The organism is Vibrio phycocola (assembly GCF_054404255.1).
In genome coordinates, this window is record NZ_JBTAMQ010000020.1 from 14,789 (window position 1) to 32,550 (window position 17,762).

Here is a 17,762-nt window from a genome sequence, read left to right on the forward strand (position 1 = left end):
CTCATATAAGACGTACCATAGAGGAGTGCTGAGTTATGGCACGATTAATTGGGTTGTATGCAATTGCAACATTGTCTCTTATTCCCTCCCATTCAGCCTGGAGTGATACACGTTTTATCACGATTGGAACAGGGTCTGAAACGGGCGTTTATTACCCTAGCGGTGGTGCCTTGTGTCAAATAGTTAATCAAGAAAGAGGTCAACACAACCTTCTCTGCTCCATCGAAGCTACTGGTGGTTCCATCTACAACGTGAACACACTAAGAAGGGAGCAGTTTGACTTCGCTATTGTGCAATCTGACTGGCAATATCATGGTATTCAAGGAAGTGGACCGTTTACACAACGTGGTGCTTTCAAAGAAATGCGAAGTGTTTTTTCACTCTACACTGAACCATTTAATATTATCGCGCATCCAGATAATGACATTCAAAGCGTACAAGACCTGTTCCAAAAGCGTATCAACATTGGTAATTCAGGCTCTGGTGATAGAGCCACAATGGAATTCGTAATGGATGCTTTTGGTTGGAATAAAGAGAGTTTTCAACTTGCTTCCGAGCTAACAGGAGCAAAACGCTCACAAGCCTTATGTGAAGATAAATTAGATGCATACATTTATATGGTTGGACACCCTAGCTCTTCGATTCAAGAAGCAATCACATCCTGTGACGCTAAAATAGTGCCAGCAACAGGACAAGAAATTGAACGCATTGTTGCCGAACACCCTTATTACACAACCACCACTATTCCTCCCAATACATATCGAGGGCAAACTACGCCAATCCAAAGCTTTGGTGTTGCCGCAACATTGATCACAAGAAGTAATATTTCCGAAGAGGTTGTTTATAAACTGGTGAAAGCCATTTTCGAAAATTTTGAGCAATTCAAAAACAGTCACCCTGCTCTCGCAACATTAGAAAAACAGCATATGATTAAAGATAGCTTATCCGCACCTCTTCATTCTGGAGCCGTGCGGTATTATCGTGAGATTGGGATAATGAAGTAACAACGATATGAACGCGGTAAGTCGCATCATGAAAAACATTTCAGTATGTTGTTCTTATCGCTCTATCGAGAAATGGCTCACGCATAAGCCATGGCTTAACCCAATTAGGCATTCATAATTTTGTTCATCGAGTTCAATTGCCAGAAGATAAAGATCATCTTGGTGTGGATCATTAACATCATAGTACCTAGGAGCATCAACCTGAAAAATAGCGCGAACAGAGTTCTGCCGCATGTCGATCGGTAATGTATAGGTTAAACCGTTAAACTTTATGTTTGCAGCCACTAGCCCTGGAGATAAAAGATCAAAATAAAGATTAACGATCACTTCACAGCCGCCACCATGATGCCAAACTTGTTCAGTTGAAATATGATTGAGTCGTACATGATTGATCAACTGTAGGTAAGGTTCTTTCCAAATCCCCATCCGTTGATCGTGAATTGTTTTTTTCGTTGAAGTAAGTAAGCATAGCTCATCGATATCTTCTTCAAGTAATAAGCTTTCTTCTTCCTCAAGAAAGAGAATCTCAAATCGATTTCGGCCTAGCTGAAGCAAAGAGCGAATATCCTTTCGATAGCTATCTTTTGAATTATCACAATCAAAAATAGCAACACCATTGAGACGAACCTCGGCGTAATAGTCAACACCCTCAATAACCAAATCAATACCAGGGTATCGCAGAAATGCCTCGTCCACTTCAATATCGTGCATCAAGTGCCATTCTTGCTCTGTAATTTCTGATTCTGTTAACTCTTGAGGTAAAACCTGACTAAAAGGCGCAGGAAATACAATGTCATCCTGAGGTAATGATAGATCAGTTAATGGAGATAATTGCCAATAGCCTGAGAGAGAGAATTTCATGCATTTATTGTCTTAGATCAATTTTTCACATTATACGCACAGGATCGATAGAAAAGGAAAATAAAAAACCAACTGTGACAGTTGGTTTTAGTAAACATCAATTCGGGTTTATTTACTCTTCATCATCGTCTTCTTCAGGATAGAGTGCATCTTCGCCTTCATAATACGTTCCCCATCCGTCATAGATAATGTCGAATTTTTCCGCTAAGTCGATCAATTTAGAAACTTGTTCATCGATTGTTTCTGGATCAAGTGTTGATTCAACAGTCGCATCAAAACAAAACAATTGATTTCCATCTTCGTCTTCAGTCTCTTCTGCTTCTTGAACCTCAAACCCCATTTTAAAAGCTTCTACTGCTGCTTTTTCAAGTTTTTCGAAGCTTTCTGCGAAAAGGTGATGCTCAATATCATAGAGTGAATCAGCTTCGCTACCATCCTCAAGCAACGCTTGAATAATTTCGCGAGTTTCTTCTTTATGGATTTCAATCAGATCGTGTACTGATACATATTCATCGTTTTGAGACATTCTTCAGGCTCCAGACTAAGCTAAATGACAAGGTGCAATTTTTGTGGCGCAACTATCGCACGGAATACTTGAAAATACTACTCTGTTCCACCAACAGTAAGCGCATCAAGTTTTAGTGTCGGTTGCCCAACCCCAACTGGAACGCTCTGTCCGGCTTTCCCACACACCCCAACACCTCTATCGATCGACAAATCATTCCCTACCATGGAAACTTGCTGCATCGCTTCAATTCCTGAACCAATTAATGTCGCTCCCTTAATTGGGGCTGTGATTTTACCATCTTCGATTAGATACGCTTCCGATGCTGAAAATACAAATTTACCTGAAGTAATATCAACTTGCCCACCACCAAAGTTTGGCGCATAAACACCTTTCTTCACAGTAGAGATAATCTCCTCTGGCGAGTGTTCTCCTGGTAACATATAAGTATTGGTCATTCGCGGCATTGGTAAATGCGCATAGGACTCACGTCGACCATTTCCAGTCGGTGCCACTCCCATTAATCGAGCATTCAACTTATCTTGAATATAACCTTTCAAAACACCATTTTCGATCAAGGTGTTATATTGACCATTGACTCCTTCATCATCGATATTTAAAGAGCCACGTAAATCTTTTAGAGTGCCATCATCCACGATAGTACAAAGCTTAGATGTCACTTGTTGGCCTACTTTTCCAGAGAAAACCGACGTCTCTTTTCGATTAAAGTCCCCTTCCAATCCATGCCCTACCGCTTCATGAAGTAGAACGCCAGGCCAGCCAGCCCCTAAAACTACTGGCATTGTGCCTGCAGGTGCCGCAATAGCTTCTAGATTAACCAGTGCTTGGCGAACCGCCTCATCAGCAAATTGAAAAGCAATTTTTTGTCCTTGTTCATCACTCAAGAAATAGTCGTAAGAAAAGCGACCACCACCACCAGCGCTACCTCGTTCACGACGATCGCCTCGCTGTGCTAGTACGCTAATAGACAAGCGAACAAGTGGGCGAATATCGCCCGCATAGGTGCCATCCGTTGCAGCCACTAAGACTTGTTCATATACTCCAGATAGGCTAACCGAGACTTCTTGAATCAAAGGCTCTTTCGCCCGAATGTAGGCGTCTAACTCTTGAAGTAATCGGCTTTTTTGCTCTTTCTCCCATGACTCTAGAGGATTAGTTGCTTGGTAATAAGCCTGATTATCATGTTTTACAAATGCCTTAACTTGTGCGTTTTTCCCCTGCTGAGCGATCCCACGAGCCGCAATAGCGCTTTGTTTTAGTGAATCAAGCGTAATCTGATCTGAATAGGCAAAGCCTGTTTTCTCACCAGTAACCGCTCGAATACCGACGCCTTTGTCGATATTAAACGAACCATCTTTAATAATACCGTCTTCAAGTACGAGAGATTCATGCCAGCTCGATTGAAAATAGATATCCGCGTAGTCAACGTCTCGACTAACAATACTTGATAGTGTCCCAGCAATATCTTGTTCAGTTAACCCAGTTGGATTCAATAAGGCTTGCTCTATACGTGTAACGGTCATAATTTGTTCTTCTTCATTTAATTACATTTTAGCTAAAAGGTCAGGTGTTCAGTGCCTTAAGCATCTCTTTAGTGACCAGAGTAACGCCCTTCTCCGTAACACGGAAGCCGAGATCTTTATCTTTAGCATGATCGTAACCAATTTCCATCCCTTCTGGAATAGTACAATCACTATCAACAATCACTTTCTTCAGTTTAGCGCCTTCACCAACATCACAGCCAGGTAACAAAACTGATTGCTCAATCATACTTCGAGAATGGGTATGAACACGAGAGTACAACAAAGAATTACTAATGTGGGAGCCCGAAACAATACAACCACCAGAAACTGTAGAGTCTACAGCCATACCGCGACGATCATCATCGTTAAAAATAAATTTGGCAGATGGAACCATTTCTTGGAAGGTCCAGATTGGCCAATCCCTATCGTACAAGTTTAAGGCTGGAGTAGGAGAAACAAGTTCCATATTGGCTTCCCAAAAAGAGTCCAATGTTCCGACATCACGCCAGTACGGCTGTTCACCAGTCTCAGGATCTTTGAATGCATGAGCGTACACGTTGTGCTGTTCGATAATTGAAGGAATGATATCATTGCCAAAATCATGGCTGGAATTCGAATTATCCCCATCTCTTTCTAGCTGTTCAAATAAGAATTCTGTCGTAAATACATAGTTCCCCATCGATGCTAAACATTTATCAGGGTTACCTGGAATTGGATTCGGCTCAGCAGGCTTCTCATCAAACGCAACCACCTGTCCACTTTCATTGGCTGTCATGACACCAAATGCGCCAGCCGCTTCCTCAATATCACACTCCAAACAACATACGGTCATATCAGCACCATTTGAAACGTGCTCAGCAATCATCAAACCATAGTCCATTCGATACACATGATCGCCAGATAGAATAAGTACGTATTTCGGATTTTCTGCGCGAAGAATATCAAGATTCTGACGGACAGCATCAGCCGTCCCAACATACCAATCATCCCCCATACGCTGAGACGCAGGCAAAACATCAACAAACTCTGAAGTATCAGCTTTAAAGTGTCCCCAACCACGCTGAATATGACGAATTAATGAGTGAGATTTGTATTGTGTAGCAACACCAATACGGCGAATGCCAGAGTTAATACAATTCGAAAGTGGGAAGTCAACAATACGGTATTTACCGCCAAAATAAACAGCGGGTTTTGCACGCCAATCTGTCAATTCATGTAAGCGACTACCTCGACCACCGGCCAATACCAATGCGTACGTTTCTTTGGTGAGGTTACTAATAAAACGATCTGTAGTTTGAACCATATGATTTCTCCAATGAGACAATATTCTAGTTATTACAGCTGTTTTTTTTATGCTCGTGAAAATACTCCAAACTTGCGATACAAAAGTGAACTGAAGTGCTAAACGAAAAACAGATTGCTGTATATCGACTAAATTAAAACACCTTAACGAATCTAGCACATCAACGTCTTGATCAATATAAGATGTCATTGGCTTTAATGTGACCAACTCAAGGTTTCCGCATAGTGATATAAATCAATGTATCACTATGTGACCAAGAGCTAAGTATGATCAAATCGTCTCGATCTCAAGATGGGACTTTTGGCAGGAAAAGAAAAGTGATGAATACGCACTGACAAGTGCAGCTTAACAAGATCCAGAATGGTTCCTTGTTGCAATAATTTGGCTACTAAATCGGCAATGTTGTTCTACCGGCATGGCACTTCGGATACTGCCGAGTGTATTAAGGTCGAGTTCAGCAATAACGTTTTCAGCTTGCGAGCCAGCTTGAATTATCACTTCTCCCCAAGGTGAAATAACCACTGAATGCCCCCACGTTTCACGTCCACCTTGATGGGTTCCCGCTTGATTCACGGCAACAATCCAACATTGAGCTTCAATCGCCCGAGCTCGCAGTAGTATTTCCCAATGGGCTTTTCCGGTTACAGCAGTAAAAGCCGCTGGAACCAAAATTATATCAGCCTGCTGGCGTCTTAATTCTGTGTATAAATGAGGGAAGCGCACATCGTAACAAATTGATAAACCGATACACCCATAAGGGGTTGTCACAGTTTTCACTTCATTTCCAGGAGTAAATGTTTCCGATTCACGATAGCGTTGATGGCCATCAGACACATCGACATCAAACATATGAATCTTGTCATAGTGTTCAGCGATTTGGCCTTTATTATTAATGACCACCGTTGTTGTGGTCACCAAATTATCAACAGTTAAAATCGGCATACTGCCAATAATAAGCCAAACATTTTGGCTTTGTGCTAGGGTCGCGAGTCGAGAAATATATTGATTTGATTCAAGAGGTTCAGCCACATTGTGATAGTCCGTCTTCGTACCAAATACAATTGAGTTTTCAGGCGTAAGTACCCACTCAACACCTTGCTTTGCTAGAGTGGTAACTTGTTGTTCAATATAGTTTATATTAACGTCAACATCAGGTCCTGACGTCATCTGAATCAAACCAACCTTACTCATTTACGCTCTCCTTGGTTCTTAACTTGCTCACGCATATTTTCCGGTAACGTAAACTCCCCTGTAGTACGTGAAATTTCTTTCACTTTCGGAGAATCAATTGGACCAGTCACAGAGTAGTTAACCTCTGTAAAGACTTCAACAACCGGCGCAATAACTGCCGTAATAGCAAACACATACAAGGCGGTAATTGGTGTTACTGCAAATGCACTTAGAACAGGAATGCCAGACGTTATATCAGGAACAAATTTTACTTCAGAATCAATCATTCGCTGATTAAGGTCCACCAAACCTTTAATCGTCATTTCACCAGCAACCGCATCCATAGTGATATTGTTGGTGACAAAAACCCCGTCAGTTAAATTGCCACTACCCTCGATCGAATTAAATGCCATACCTGTGTCAAACACATCACTAAAATCTAGCTGCATCTTGCGTATAATTGAATCTAAGCTAAATAAACCAATTAAGCGAGCAGCACCACTTACATGGGAAACAACACCTTTTCCTAGCTCTGTATTCACTTTTCCGGTCAGCGTATTTACTTTCATGGACCAAGGAGAGCCTTGCCACTGTAAATTACTCGAAAGGGAAAATGGCGCTTTTTGAATACCTGACGTAATTCCAAATCTCCGCATAAGATCGGTACTGTTGTCACCACTCATACGCAAATCTACATTGGTGAACGAACTCTCGCTATTTAGCGTCCAATCTCCACTCGCATGAATTTCATTCGAACCACTAATCACATCAATATTTTTCCAGACTAGCGTGTTACCTTGGCGCTGGAAGTCCATATTTAACTCACCAACTTTATACCCTTGCAACCAAAAATCATCCACATGTAATGTTAGATTGGGGATTAACTCATGAAAATCACGATCAAATTGAGAAACCAATGGTTTATCCAGAGATGGTTCCGCACTAGTAGTCTGACTATTTTCGTTGCCTAGACTCTCGAGATCTGAGCTATAAATGTGTAAGCGCTTCAACGCAACAGAAAGATCATAAGGTGCAATATACGAAGCTTGCCCTTCAGCTTCTTGGCTATTGATATCGATCGACCAGCCAACATTTTGCTTTTTAACAACGAGGTCGGCGTCATGCCACTCCAATGTTCCAGCCGTAAGTTCATTGGCTTCGATTTGTATCAATGTCGGATCTGGTATCACTGGAAATAAAGAGGCTTCAGTATCACCGTCGGTACTTGCAACTTGTGCCTGCTTAGAAAAAACAATGGGAATCCAATCATCCATATTGTATTTGTCGGTTCGAATTGCGACTTGATGGCCAGAAATGGGACTTGGTTTAAAGCTACCATCCCCGATAACCAAGTTTGTGGCTGTTAATATCGGTCTTTTCTCAGAAATATCGATTTCAACTTGGTATTTCGCGTTTGGCAATTGAGCTCTTGCGGAAATCGTTTGCTGATTACCCGATGCTTGCACCGAGATACTACCTAAGTCACCGACATGTTTATTCAATGGATAAGGGTAACGGCTTCTCACTCTAGTCAAGTCACCTTCCAAATCAACTTGATAGTTCAGCCCTTGCTGATGGAGGTCGAGATTAATCCCTAACGTCCAAGGACCATCGCCACGCAATGGATCTATCCAGAACTTTCCAATATATGGTTCAAGCTTTGCGACATCCCAAACCCCTTTTGAAGAGATATTAACGTTATAACTTTTATTTTTTGTTTTACCATTAAACCCAAATGAGATCGGTTGTCCCAATAGTTCTCCGGACATTTTTTTCGCCGTGATAACATCGTCATTAAAAGAAACATCCCCAGACACGTTTTGGATGTTCATTGATGGCGATTGAATCTTAACGTTATTGTTCTTCAGTTTCGCTTTTCCAGACACTCGAACATTCTGTTTACGTAAATCAAACGGAATATGTAGCTGTAAAGTAGAGTCAACATTTCCATGAATTTCAACACTTGTTAATGCCGTACCTAGCGAATTAGCCAACGGTGAAGAGTTCATTAAATCACGTATCGCAATGCCGTCTCCCTTTGCGTTTGCAGAGATATCCAGATGCCCTTTACTCACCAAACTAGGAATGGTCCCAATCACATTCAAGGCTTTAACATCCATTAGTTTGGCAGTAGAAGCTTCGTAGTTAAGTGATAGATTTTCAAACAAAGCTTGAAGCTGGATCTCCTTAACATCAGGCCACTTTTCACCAAACCGATATCGACCATTCTCCAAGTTAACCTTAGCTTGGAAGACACCACTGTTATCCGAATAAGGAAACTGCTTTAATCGGCCATACCAAAGAATTTGAGCACTCTTCGATTCGCCACCCTGTAGAGCAGAAGAAAGGTATTTAGTTAGCGGTACACCTAAGGCTCGGGTTGGTAAATAACGCCATGTTTGACCAACATCAGACACATCTCCTTCACCATAAATAGAAAGCAATGGACTTTGTTCATGGCTATATTCATGAGGAAAGTCTAAACGAAATTCACCAATAAATGAAAGTTCTGGAGTCTTAAGTGAAATATGATCGGACCAAATGCGCCAACCACTGTTATCTTTTTGCCAAACAAAAGTAATTTCCCCATTTTCAATGACTAACGGAGCCTGAAAGACATCCCCATATGGCAACTCGTCATCGTTTAATGTCGCATGAATAATGGCATGACTCTCGTCTCCACTCACGCGCGCCTTGAGTTTATGAACTTCTGGTAGCAATGCCCATTGGTCAGTCGAAATATTATCCAGCTGAGCAGAATACCGAAATGATTCATTATTGGTGTGAGCTATACGAAACTGATTTACTTTCCCTGAAGGGCTTAGTCCTGCTATCCAACGTTTAAGCATTTCAGCTTGTGGAATAATATCAATGAAAGGTGTCAAGCTCGCAATGTTCGCTTGAGCTAATTCGGCTCTCCAACCCTTATTTGATAATAAAGCATTAATATCCAACCCAGGCCATTGATGGCCATCTGTAACTAAAGCAAAGGAATGACTTCTTAGCTGCCAAGAGCGCTCCATATCGGTTTCAATTACAGAGGACTCGATAATACCTTTCTGGATAGTCGCTTCATGCCCTTCTCCCCATTGTATAGTGGAAGGACGAAAGTCAAAGTAAGTTGAAGAGGCAGCATTATGTTGAAGGTCAATCCACGCATCAAAACTGACTTCACCACCTCTGATTCCCATATCTTGTTTTAAATAGTCCCCCAACCAAGGGCCAAGCTCGATCTTATTCGCCTGTAAATAAAACTGCCCAGAGAGATCGGTAAAGCTACCATGATCATAAAACTCTGCACCGACATGAAGAGAGTTGACCCCAGTTCCAACGATACTAACTCGCCCTTCAGTAAAATGTTTCTTACCTTTATTTTTCCATCTGAGCTTTTCGACTGCTAAGACGTGAGTTTCCCCTGTTATCGATTGATATTTTATTGCTGAATCAACAACAGAAAAATATTCAAGCTGACGCAGAAATATTCGGTCTAACGTATCGATGAGGAACTGATTATATGAAGGAGGTCGATCTTTGGGTTGTTCAAATAAAGGAATAGCAATCGAGCTCGCATCCAACCCTAGCTGATAAATAGTCAGATCAGCAATAACCAACTGCCCTCTGACTATCGAGCGGAGCAAGTCGAATTCAATATCAACCTGTTTTGCGTTTAAATTTAATTCCTCACCATCTAGATTCAGAACATTCAAACCACTTAACGAGATTGAAGGATGCGCATTGCGCCAGAACCCATCAACATGCTGAATGGATAAGTTGGCTTGAGTTTGCTGGTTAATCCATTGAATAATTTCAGATTGATAACGATCAATATGTGGAAGAGTTATGCGTAAAGTCGTTACAAAAATAGCGAGCAATAGTAACAGAAGGGTCAATGTCCAAAGCGATACTCGCCACAACCGACTAAGCATAAATAAACGCCATTCCAACTACATCATAACAACATCGAATTGCTCTTGAACATAGAGCGGCTCCGATTGAATGCAAACTTGTTTTCCGATGAACACTTCAAGCTCTGCCAAAGCATGATATTCATCACCTTGTAGGCTATCAGCAACGGCTGGAGAAGCATAAACGACAAACTTATCTGAATCGTAAGCTCTATTTACACGAGTAATTTCACGTAAAATTTCAAAGCAAACCGTCTCGATAGTTTTAACTCGACCACGACCTTCACAAGCCGAACAAGTTGAACAAAGAACGTGTTCGATGCTTTCTCGAGTGCGTTTACGAGTCATTTCAACCAAACCGAGTTGGGTAAAGCCGTTAATGTTTGTTTTCACTCGATCATTGTCTAAAGCTAGCTCTAATGACGTTACAACCCTTTTGCGATGAAGGTCTGATGCCATATCGATAAAATCAATAATGATGATTCCACCTAAATTTCGAAGGCGTAGTTGTCGGGCAATAGCTTGTGTCGCTTCAATATTGGTATTAAAAATCGTTTCTTCAAGGTTACGTCGTCCAACAAAAGCTCCGGTATTAATATCAATCGTTGTCATCGCTTCGGTTTGATCAATAATGATGTAACCACCTGATTTAAGTTCGACTTTTCGCTCTAAACAACGTTGGATTTCATTTTCGATATCATGCATATCGAACATAGGTTTATCACCGCCGTAAAGCATTAGCTTTTCGGTGAGCTCTGGAACATATTCTGAAGTAAACTCTTTCAAATTCTCATATTCGAGGCGAGAATCAATCAAGATCTTGTTAAGGTCGGTGCCAACAAAATCTCGTAAAATACGCTGTGATAAGCCCAACTCACCGTAAAGCATTGAGCGAGTTTTATAGCGCCCTCGTCGTTCAACAACCTTACTCCACAAACGTTTTAGAAATGCAGCGTCTTGTGATAGTTCTTTAGCATCAGCACCCTCAGAAGCCGTTCTAATAATAAAGCCGCCAAGATCATCACAATGACCAGCGACCGCTTCTTTTAGTCGCTCGCGTTCCGCTTCACTTTCTATTCGCTGTGATACACCGACATGGTTCGCTCCAGGCATAAAAACAAGATAACGCGATGGAAGGGTGATATCAGTGGTCAGGCGCGCTCCTTTGGTACCGAGCGGATCCTTTACGACTTGGACAACAATATCTTGCCCCTGACGCACCAGTTCAGATATATCACGAACTTTGAATTTCTGTTTTTCAGTTTCAGCCACACACTCGGTATGAGGGATAATATCGGAGGCATGCAAAAAAGCCGCTTTTTCTAAACCAATATCAATAAAAGCGGCTTGCATTCCAGGAAGGACGCGACTGACTCGGCCCTTATATATATTACCGACAAGTCCACGCTTTGCTTCGCGTTCGATGTGTATTTCTTGAAGTATTCCATCTTCAATCATTGCAACCCGCGTTTCACTCGGGGTCACATTTAACAGCAACTCAGCACTCATTCGCGCACCTTGGTAAAATGACTATGAAAATTCAAGCAACAGCTGTTCTGTTTCAAACAGTGGAAGCCCAACAACAGCATGATAACTACCTTCGATTCGGGTAACAAACTTCCCCCCAATGCCTTGAATAGCATAGCTACCTGCTTTATCTTGTGGTTCACCGGAGTTCCAATACTCTATAATTTCTTCCGAACTCAATGATTTAAACCATACATCAGTTACGACTATGATTGTTTTAAATTTCTCATCCTTAACTAGCGTAACCGAGGTCATCACTTGGTGAGATGCATCAGACATTAATGTTAATATCCGCTGAGCATCTGCCAAATCTTTTGGTTTCTCTAGTATATGCTGACCGGAAACGACAATGGTATCTGCGCCAAGAAAAATGAGATCTTTCGCGTTACCATCTCTTTTCTCAAGCAATGCTTGCGCGGCTAATGCTTTATCTTTTGATAAGCGCTCGACATACTCTTTCGCACTTTCACTCGAGAGTCTCTTCTCTTCAACGTTGGGTACCAAAATATCAAACTGATAACCAAGTTGTTTAAGCAGTTCACTACGTCGAGGAGATCCTGAAGCCAAAACCAAGTTTTTCACTATCGTCACCGGATATTCCAGTAACGACGAACCCGCCGCAATAATAAAAACATCCAAGGCCATAGAATGAAACTAATCACACCACCCCATAACGAAATGGAATTGAATTCCACTTCCCTTAACATGTATTCACCAAAGAAAATCATCAGATCAAGTAGAATCGTCATGATCCCCATGACAACAGCTTGCTGCCACAGCGCCATATTACGTAATACTAGGAAATTCATCGCGACAACATACACAACAATAGACATCATCATGCCACGAATGCCAAGCGTAGAACCGAGAATCAAATCCCAAATCAACCCAAGGATCAAAGCAGATCCGACATTAACTCTATGGGGTAATGCTAATACCCAATAGCAAGTGATCAGTAATAACCATGAAGGGCGAAGAAGATCCAACGTTCCCGGCCAAGGCGTCGTTTGCAAAATGAGAGCGCATATAAATGAAAACCAAATAACTAGCCGACCTCGAAATAAGCTATTTTTCATTTATCACCTCTTCACTACCAAGTAATTCAGGAGTTGAGAGCACCGCTTTTTGCTGACGATCTTCATTCGGCCAAATCAATAGTAGATAGCGTAAACGGTCAAAATCGACGACAGGCTCGACCTCAATCACGGCGAATTCGCGGCGAGTATCACGGTCAACCGTTGAAATGGTCCCTACAGGATAACCTTCAGGATAAATACCACCTAGGCCTGAAGATACAAGAAAATCGCCAACCTTAATATCTGTACTACTCGGAATATGTTCGAGTTCAATATGGTCAACTTTGCCATTCCCCGATGCAATAACTCGAATATCATTACGGAGGTTTTGGACTGGAATAGCACTCGTATCATCGATGAGCAGTAAGACTCGGCTGTTATGTGCAGCGACAAAAGTCACCTGTCCGACAATACCCTTCTCATTGATAACGGGTTGACCTTCATAGACCCCATCTGTGTGACCTTTATCGATGACAACTTGATGAGTATAAGGAGAAGTATCAACCGCCATCACTTCAGTGACGACCTTTTTCTCATCTCTAACAAAAGAAGAGCCCAATAATTTACGTAACCGTTGGTTTTCTTCTTTGTACTGATTTAACAAGACTAAGTCACTTTTCATTTCAAGTAACTCTTGCTTCATTCGTTGATTGGTATAAATCAAACTTTGATGAGAATTGAGGCGAGTGTACAAATCATCAAACATAATACGCGGCAAATCAGCCGCATATTGAATCGGAGCGACAACGCTGTTCAACAAATATCGAACTTTTGAAAATGCATTTAAGCGAGTATCAGCCAGTATCAAACCAATTGATATTATGAGGGCTAAAAAGAGACGCAAAGGAAGAGATGGGCCTTTTCCAAAAATAGGCTTCATCTGACTTCCCTCCACTCGTGAGTGGGATTACTCTTCACTGAATAGATCACCACCATGTATGTCAATCATTTCAAAGGCTTTTCCGCCACCACGAGCAACACACGTTAATGGTTCATCCGCTATAACCATCGGAATTCCAGTTTCTTCCGTTAATAATCGATCAATATCTCTTAGTAATGCGCCACCACCTGTCATAACCATACCATTCTCTGAAATATCAGCAGCCAACTCTGGAGGACACTGCTCTAGTGCAATCATGACGGCAGATACGATACCAGATAAAGGCTCTTGCAATGCTTCGAGAATTTCGTTGGAGTTAAGCGTAAAGCTGCGTGGCACACCTTCTGCAAGGTTGCGACCGCGAACTTCTATTTCCTTAACATCGTCACCAGGATAAGCAGAACCAATCTCATGCTTAATTTTTTCAGCGGTTGCTTCACCAATTAAACTGCCATAATTACGGCGAACGTAATTAATAATAGCTTCATCAAATCGGTCACCACCAATTCTAACTGAAGACGAATACACCACGCCATTTAACGAAATAACCGCAACTTCGGTTGTACCACCACCAATGTCTACGACCATCGATCCTGTTGGCTCGGAAACTCGCAATCCAGCGCCAATCGCAGCGGCCATTGGCTCATCAATCAAGTAAACCTCACGAGCTCCAGCTCCAAGCGCTGATTCTCTAATCGCTCGACGCTCTACCTGAGTGGATCCACAAGGCACACAAACAAGTACTCGAGGGCTTGGTTTAAGAAAACTATTGTCATGGACTTGTTTGATGAATGTTTGCAGCATCTTCTCAGTCACATAAAAATCGGCAATAACACCATCTTTCATTGGACGAATTGCTGAAATATTCCCTGGAGTTCGACCCAGCATTTGCTTAGCAGCATGACCTACAGCTGCGACACTGCGTCCTCCGCGGCTTTTATCACGACGGATAGCGACGACAGAAGGTTCATCAAGAACAATCCCTTGACCTTTAACATAAATAAGAGTGTTAGCGGTACCTAAATCAATTGAAAGGTCATTAGAAAACATACCACGAAGTTTTTTAAACATATTCTTCGTTCATCCTGAAATAAATAAAAGAAATAGAAGACAAAAATTGCCTTAAATGTACCAATGCCACGCCAACACAGCAAGGCATTGAAGCATAAACATGATAGGAAACATGTAATTTCTTACACATTTCTAACTATTGGAAAAAAAAACAGACCTTAATGGGTGAAAAAACATCATAACGTAAAAATAATGGCGCTTAAAATGCATTTGTATTCAACGCTTAAATTTAAACTACTTTTTTTTCCAACGCTTTCTTGGGCCTGCTTTTACACTTGATAACAACTTCTGCTTTGGTAAAAATAGCGCTTCGCTGTCAAAAAGACGTCCTTGAGCTCCAAATATTCCCAACTCCTGTAAAGTGGCTAGTTCCTGCTTATTTTGTACCCCAACCGCAATTACTCGAGTTTTCGTCCCACTACACACCCCAATCACACTACGTATAAACAACTGATTTTCATGGCGCTTCTCAATTCTCTTTATCAAACTACGATGCAATTTCAAATAGTCGATATTGAGATCTTTAATGTAATGGGTTGAAACAATCGTTCTACCGGCTTGCCCTATAATTACCTCACAACCAAAAGCAGAGATCATACGAATTACTGGTCGAATATAGTCCAAGTGCTCAACCACATGCCCTTCTGCAAACTCAAAAGATAGCTTGGCACGATATCGAGATGGGAGTTGCATTAATTCATCTCGAAACCATTTAAAGTAAGAACGGTTTTCAAATGGCGTCACATACAAATTTATCGAAAGCGATTTAGGATCATCCTGTGCACGACAATAAGCCAAGACTTTGGTTACAACCGCCTTATCAAGCAGTGTTTCATACCCTAATGTTTCAATCGCTGAACTAAAGCGAGACGCCTTAAGAAAACGATGAGGGCGCTCTTCAATTCGGGTGAATAACTCTGAATGAATTAACCGTGGAGGATGATTTTCCTTACTTTCAAAACAATCTTGCTTATACAAATGTAAATGCTCTTGAGTAAAAGCATGTTCAAACAAGGTGCGCCAACGTACATTTCCGCGCTCGTCTGAGATTTGATTACTCTTGTTGAAACTATCCCATGCGTTAACCCCCTCACGCTGGGCACCTTTCAATGCCTCTTCAACCTCACCGATAATCCGGCTATGAGATTCACCTTCTTCGAACATACTAAAGCCAATATGACACCAATTGTTTTTATCTAATGGTTCAGGTGGGGTTAAACGTTCAATAATGCTGAGGCATTGCGTAGAAACTTTAGACAATTCTCGCGCACTTTGATGCGGAATGAGAACAGCAAATACGCTGTCATAATACCGTGAAAGAACAACATCTGGGTAACGCTGAATCACATTTGATATGAGCTCACCAAGTTGTACTATCAATTCATCCCCAGCGGTCTGCTTAGTTTCTTCTTCAACTTGGTCTAGATCTTCAATTGCAATAAAAATCACGCCGCCACGAACCCCATTCTCCAACAGAAATGACTCTAATTTACTATCAAAAAGCACTCTATTGGCGGCACCAGTCAATTGATCCAGAAAAGCATGTGAGCGAATAAAAGTATCAAATCGACTTCGCTCCTGACGAGAATCTCTCAGTTCATCGATTAACTTATCTAATGCTTCACTTGCGGTATAAGGCCACTCTCTATGGTCCCCTTTCGCATAACCTTCAACGCGTCCGGCTAAAATCATACGACCACGTTCTTCTAATAGCTCCGAGCCAAGGAGTTGGGCCTTGAGCCATTTCACCCCACGCATAAGACAAAAAATCACCAAGATTATCGCAAACGTAATCGACCACATGGCACTAAAAGAATAGGTAAAACCAACATAAGGAGGAATGGCTTCAAAATACAACGTCAAACCTTGGTTACGTTTAAGTGGAAAATGAGTTTTATATAAACGAGAGGCTTCTACTTTAGAATTGGTATCTCGGAAGCGATAAATAACACCAGAGTCAGAACTCAAGCTCATCTCAACAATACTCGATGCCTGAAGTAAGTTAGGCATCCAGCGCTGCATCGAGTTCGATGTATCGTGTTGATCAAGCTCCTTATCTACTACCTCAACAACCCCTTGGAGATAGTGATTAAGGTACTCCTGGCCGAGGCGCTGAAAAGAAAATGTCCCCCCTATAAATAGGATAAACATTGCACTAGTCACAATAACCGTTACAAATGCAACCAGTCTAGTACTTAGCTTTAGCGAAGGGGTGTAGCGCATGAATATTCAATCCTTTCATATTCAGCAGGTGACGATGTTCTTTAATGGTACCCTTAACCATTAATAAGTCTAAATAAAAAATAAAAAACCCAACAGAAATGCTGGGTTAATTGGTATATTCCAATTTAAAAGTGCTTATTCTTACACTAATTATAAAAATTCCAGTCTAGAACGGAATATCGTCATCAAAATCCATTGGCGGCTCATTATATTGTTGAGCGGGCTTTGGTGCTGGTGCAGATTGAGGTCGTTCCTGCGCAGCTGCTGGTTGTTGAGGCTTACCCCAGTTACCAGATTGGTTATCTGATGCACCTTGGCCACCAGAACGACCACCAAGCATTTGCATAATACCGTTGTAACCTTGAACCACAACCTCTGTTGTATAACGATCTTGTCCACTTTGGTCTTGCCATTTACGAGTCTGCAATTGGCCTTCAACATAGACTTGAGAACCTTTACGAAGATACTCACCAGCGACTTCAGCTAACTTTCCAAACAGTGCAACTCGGTGCCATTCTGTTTTTTCACGTTGCTCACCTGTCGCTTTATCACGCCATGATTCTGACGTTGCAATCGTGATGTTAGCCACAGCACTGCCATTAGGCATATAACGAACTTCAGGATCTCCACCAAGATTTCCCACTAAAATTACTTTGTTTACTCCACGGCTTGCCATAGATTGCTCCGTCTTTA

At 41.6% G+C, this 17,762-nt stretch carries 14 protein-coding genes; 1 reads left to right on the forward strand and 13 read right to left on the reverse strand.

Annotation, left to right across the window (positions count from 1 at the left end; all coding sequences use genetic code 11):
• Positions 1–35 precede the first annotated feature (35 nt).
• Positions 36–1,004: a TAXI family TRAP transporter solute-binding subunit gene (locus tag ACXJY6_RS18880; RefSeq protein WP_458769274.1), complete on the forward strand. Its 969-nt coding sequence runs from the start codon at positions 36–38 to the stop codon at positions 1,002–1,004.
• A 54-nt stretch (positions 1,005–1,058) separates the two neighbouring features.
• On the opposite strand, the gene ACXJY6_RS18885 is transcribed toward ACXJY6_RS18880, so the two are convergent.
• The 13 genes from ACXJY6_RS18885 to ACXJY6_RS18945 all read right to left on the reverse strand — a co-directional run bounded on the left by ACXJY6_RS18885 (position 1,059) and on the right by ACXJY6_RS18945 (position 17,745).
• Positions 1,059–1,865 carry a glycosyl hydrolase 2 galactose-binding domain-containing protein gene (locus tag ACXJY6_RS18885; protein ID WP_458769275.1) on the reverse strand — a complete coding sequence of 269 codons (807 nt, stop codon included), beginning with the start codon at positions 1,863–1,865 and terminating at the stop codon, positions 1,059–1,061.
• A 112-nt stretch (positions 1,866–1,977) separates the two neighbouring features.
• The gene (gene rraB, locus ACXJY6_RS18890) at positions 1,978–2,391 is read right to left on the reverse strand and encodes a ribonuclease E inhibitor RraB (RefSeq protein ID WP_458769276.1); all 414 of its coding nucleotides are present in this window, start codon (positions 2,389–2,391) and stop codon (positions 1,978–1,980) included.
• A 77-nt stretch (positions 2,392–2,468) separates the two neighbouring features.
• Positions 2,469–3,914, reverse strand: coding sequence for a metalloprotease TldD (tldD, locus tag ACXJY6_RS18895; RefSeq protein ID WP_458769277.1), 1,446 nt, complete (start codon positions 3,912–3,914; stop codon positions 2,469–2,471).
• Positions 3,915–3,954: 40 nt separating this feature from the next.
• Positions 3,955–5,217, reverse strand: a complete 1,263-nt coding sequence (glgC, locus tag ACXJY6_RS18900; protein ID WP_458769278.1) for a glucose-1-phosphate adenylyltransferase — start codon at positions 5,215–5,217, stop codon at positions 3,955–3,957.
• 345 nt (positions 5,218–5,562) lie between these two features.
• Positions 5,563–6,408: a carbon-nitrogen hydrolase family protein gene (locus tag ACXJY6_RS18905; protein ID WP_458769279.1), complete on the reverse strand. Its 846-nt coding sequence runs from the start codon at positions 6,406–6,408 to the stop codon at positions 5,563–5,565.
• On the reverse strand, positions 6,405–10,313 hold the full coding sequence (locus ACXJY6_RS18910; protein ID WP_458769280.1) for a YhdP family protein: 3,909 nt from the start codon (positions 10,311–10,313) through the stop codon (positions 6,405–6,407). The genes ACXJY6_RS18905 and ACXJY6_RS18910 overlap by 4 nt, the downstream gene beginning before the upstream one ends.
• An 18-nt stretch (positions 10,314–10,331) precedes the next feature.
• Complete coding sequence (rng, locus tag ACXJY6_RS18915; RefSeq protein ID WP_456053034.1) at positions 10,332–11,801, reverse strand: ribonuclease G; 1,470 nt, start codon at positions 11,799–11,801, stop codon at positions 10,332–10,334.
• Between the two features lie 21 nt (positions 11,802–11,822).
• A complete protein-coding gene (locus tag ACXJY6_RS18920) occupies positions 11,823–12,464 on the reverse strand; it encodes a Maf family protein (RefSeq protein ID WP_458769281.1) in 642 nt (213 codons plus the stop codon).
• On the reverse strand, positions 12,407–12,895 hold the full coding sequence (gene mreD, locus ACXJY6_RS18925; RefSeq protein WP_456053035.1) for a rod shape-determining protein MreD: 489 nt from the start codon (positions 12,893–12,895) through the stop codon (positions 12,407–12,409). The genes ACXJY6_RS18920 and mreD overlap by 58 nt, the downstream gene beginning before the upstream one ends.
• Positions 12,885–13,775, reverse strand: coding sequence for a rod shape-determining protein MreC (mreC, locus tag ACXJY6_RS18930; protein ID WP_456053036.1), 891 nt, complete (start codon positions 13,773–13,775; stop codon positions 12,885–12,887). The genes mreD and mreC overlap by 11 nt, the downstream gene beginning before the upstream one ends.
• A gap of 27 nt (positions 13,776–13,802) precedes the next feature.
• Complete coding sequence (locus ACXJY6_RS18935) at positions 13,803–14,846, reverse strand: rod shape-determining protein (protein WP_456053037.1); 1,044 nt, start codon at positions 14,844–14,846, stop codon at positions 13,803–13,805.
• 234 nt (positions 14,847–15,080) lie between these two features.
• Positions 15,081–17,069 (reverse strand): RNase E specificity factor CsrD, encoded by a 1,989-nt coding sequence (gene csrD / locus ACXJY6_RS18940; RefSeq protein WP_458769282.1) that lies wholly within the window; start codon positions 17,067–17,069, stop codon positions 15,081–15,083.
• Between the two features lie 166 nt (positions 17,070–17,235).
• A complete protein-coding gene (locus ACXJY6_RS18945) occupies positions 17,236–17,745 on the reverse strand; it encodes a single-stranded DNA-binding protein (RefSeq protein ID WP_456053039.1) in 510 nt (169 codons plus the stop codon).
• Positions 17,746–17,762 lie beyond the last annotated feature (17 nt).

Excerpts from the sequence above, each read along its gene's own strand:
- ACXJY6_RS18885 (WP_458769275.1), bottom strand. The coding sequence starts at position 1,865 with ATGAAATTCTCTCTCTCAGGCTATTGGCAATTATCTCCATTAACTGAT.
- rng (WP_456053034.1), bottom strand. The coding sequence starts at position 11,801 with ATGAGTGCTGAGTTGCTGTTAAATGTGACCCCGAGTGAAACGCGGGTT.
- csrD (WP_458769282.1), bottom strand. The coding sequence starts at position 17,069 with ATGCGCTACACCCCTTCGCTAAAGCTAAGTACTAGACTGGTTGCATTT.
- ACXJY6_RS18935 (WP_456053037.1), bottom strand. The coding sequence starts at position 14,846 with ATGTTTAAAAAACTTCGTGGTATGTTTTCTAATGACCTTTCAATTGAT.
- mreD (WP_456053035.1), bottom strand. The coding sequence starts at position 12,895 with ATGAAAAATAGCTTATTTCGAGGTCGGCTAGTTATTTGGTTTTCATTT.
- ACXJY6_RS18945 (WP_456053039.1), bottom strand. The coding sequence starts at position 17,745 with ATGGCAAGCCGTGGAGTAAACAAAGTAATTTTAGTGGGAAATCTTGGT.
- ACXJY6_RS18905 (WP_458769279.1), bottom strand. The coding sequence starts at position 6,408 with ATGAGTAAGGTTGGTTTGATTCAGATGACGTCAGGACCTGATGTTGAC.
- mreC (WP_456053036.1), bottom strand. The coding sequence starts at position 13,775 with ATGAAGCCTATTTTTGGAAAAGGCCCATCTCTTCCTTTGCGTCTCTTT.
- ACXJY6_RS18910 (WP_458769280.1), bottom strand. The coding sequence starts at position 10,313 with ATGCTTAGTCGGTTGTGGCGAGTATCGCTTTGGACATTGACCCTTCTG.
- tldD (WP_458769277.1), bottom strand. The coding sequence starts at position 3,914 with ATGACCGTTACACGTATAGAGCAAGCCTTATTGAATCCAACTGGGTTA.
- ACXJY6_RS18880 (WP_458769274.1), top strand. The coding sequence starts at position 36 with ATGGCACGATTAATTGGGTTGTATGCAATTGCAACATTGTCTCTTATT.
- ACXJY6_RS18920 (WP_458769281.1), bottom strand. The coding sequence starts at position 12,464 with ATGGCCTTGGATGTTTTTATTATTGCGGCGGGTTCGTCGTTACTGGAA.
- glgC (WP_458769278.1), bottom strand. The coding sequence starts at position 5,217 with ATGGTTCAAACTACAGATCGTTTTATTAGTAACCTCACCAAAGAAACG.
- rraB (WP_458769276.1), bottom strand. The coding sequence starts at position 2,391 with ATGTCTCAAAACGATGAATATGTATCAGTACACGATCTGATTGAAATC.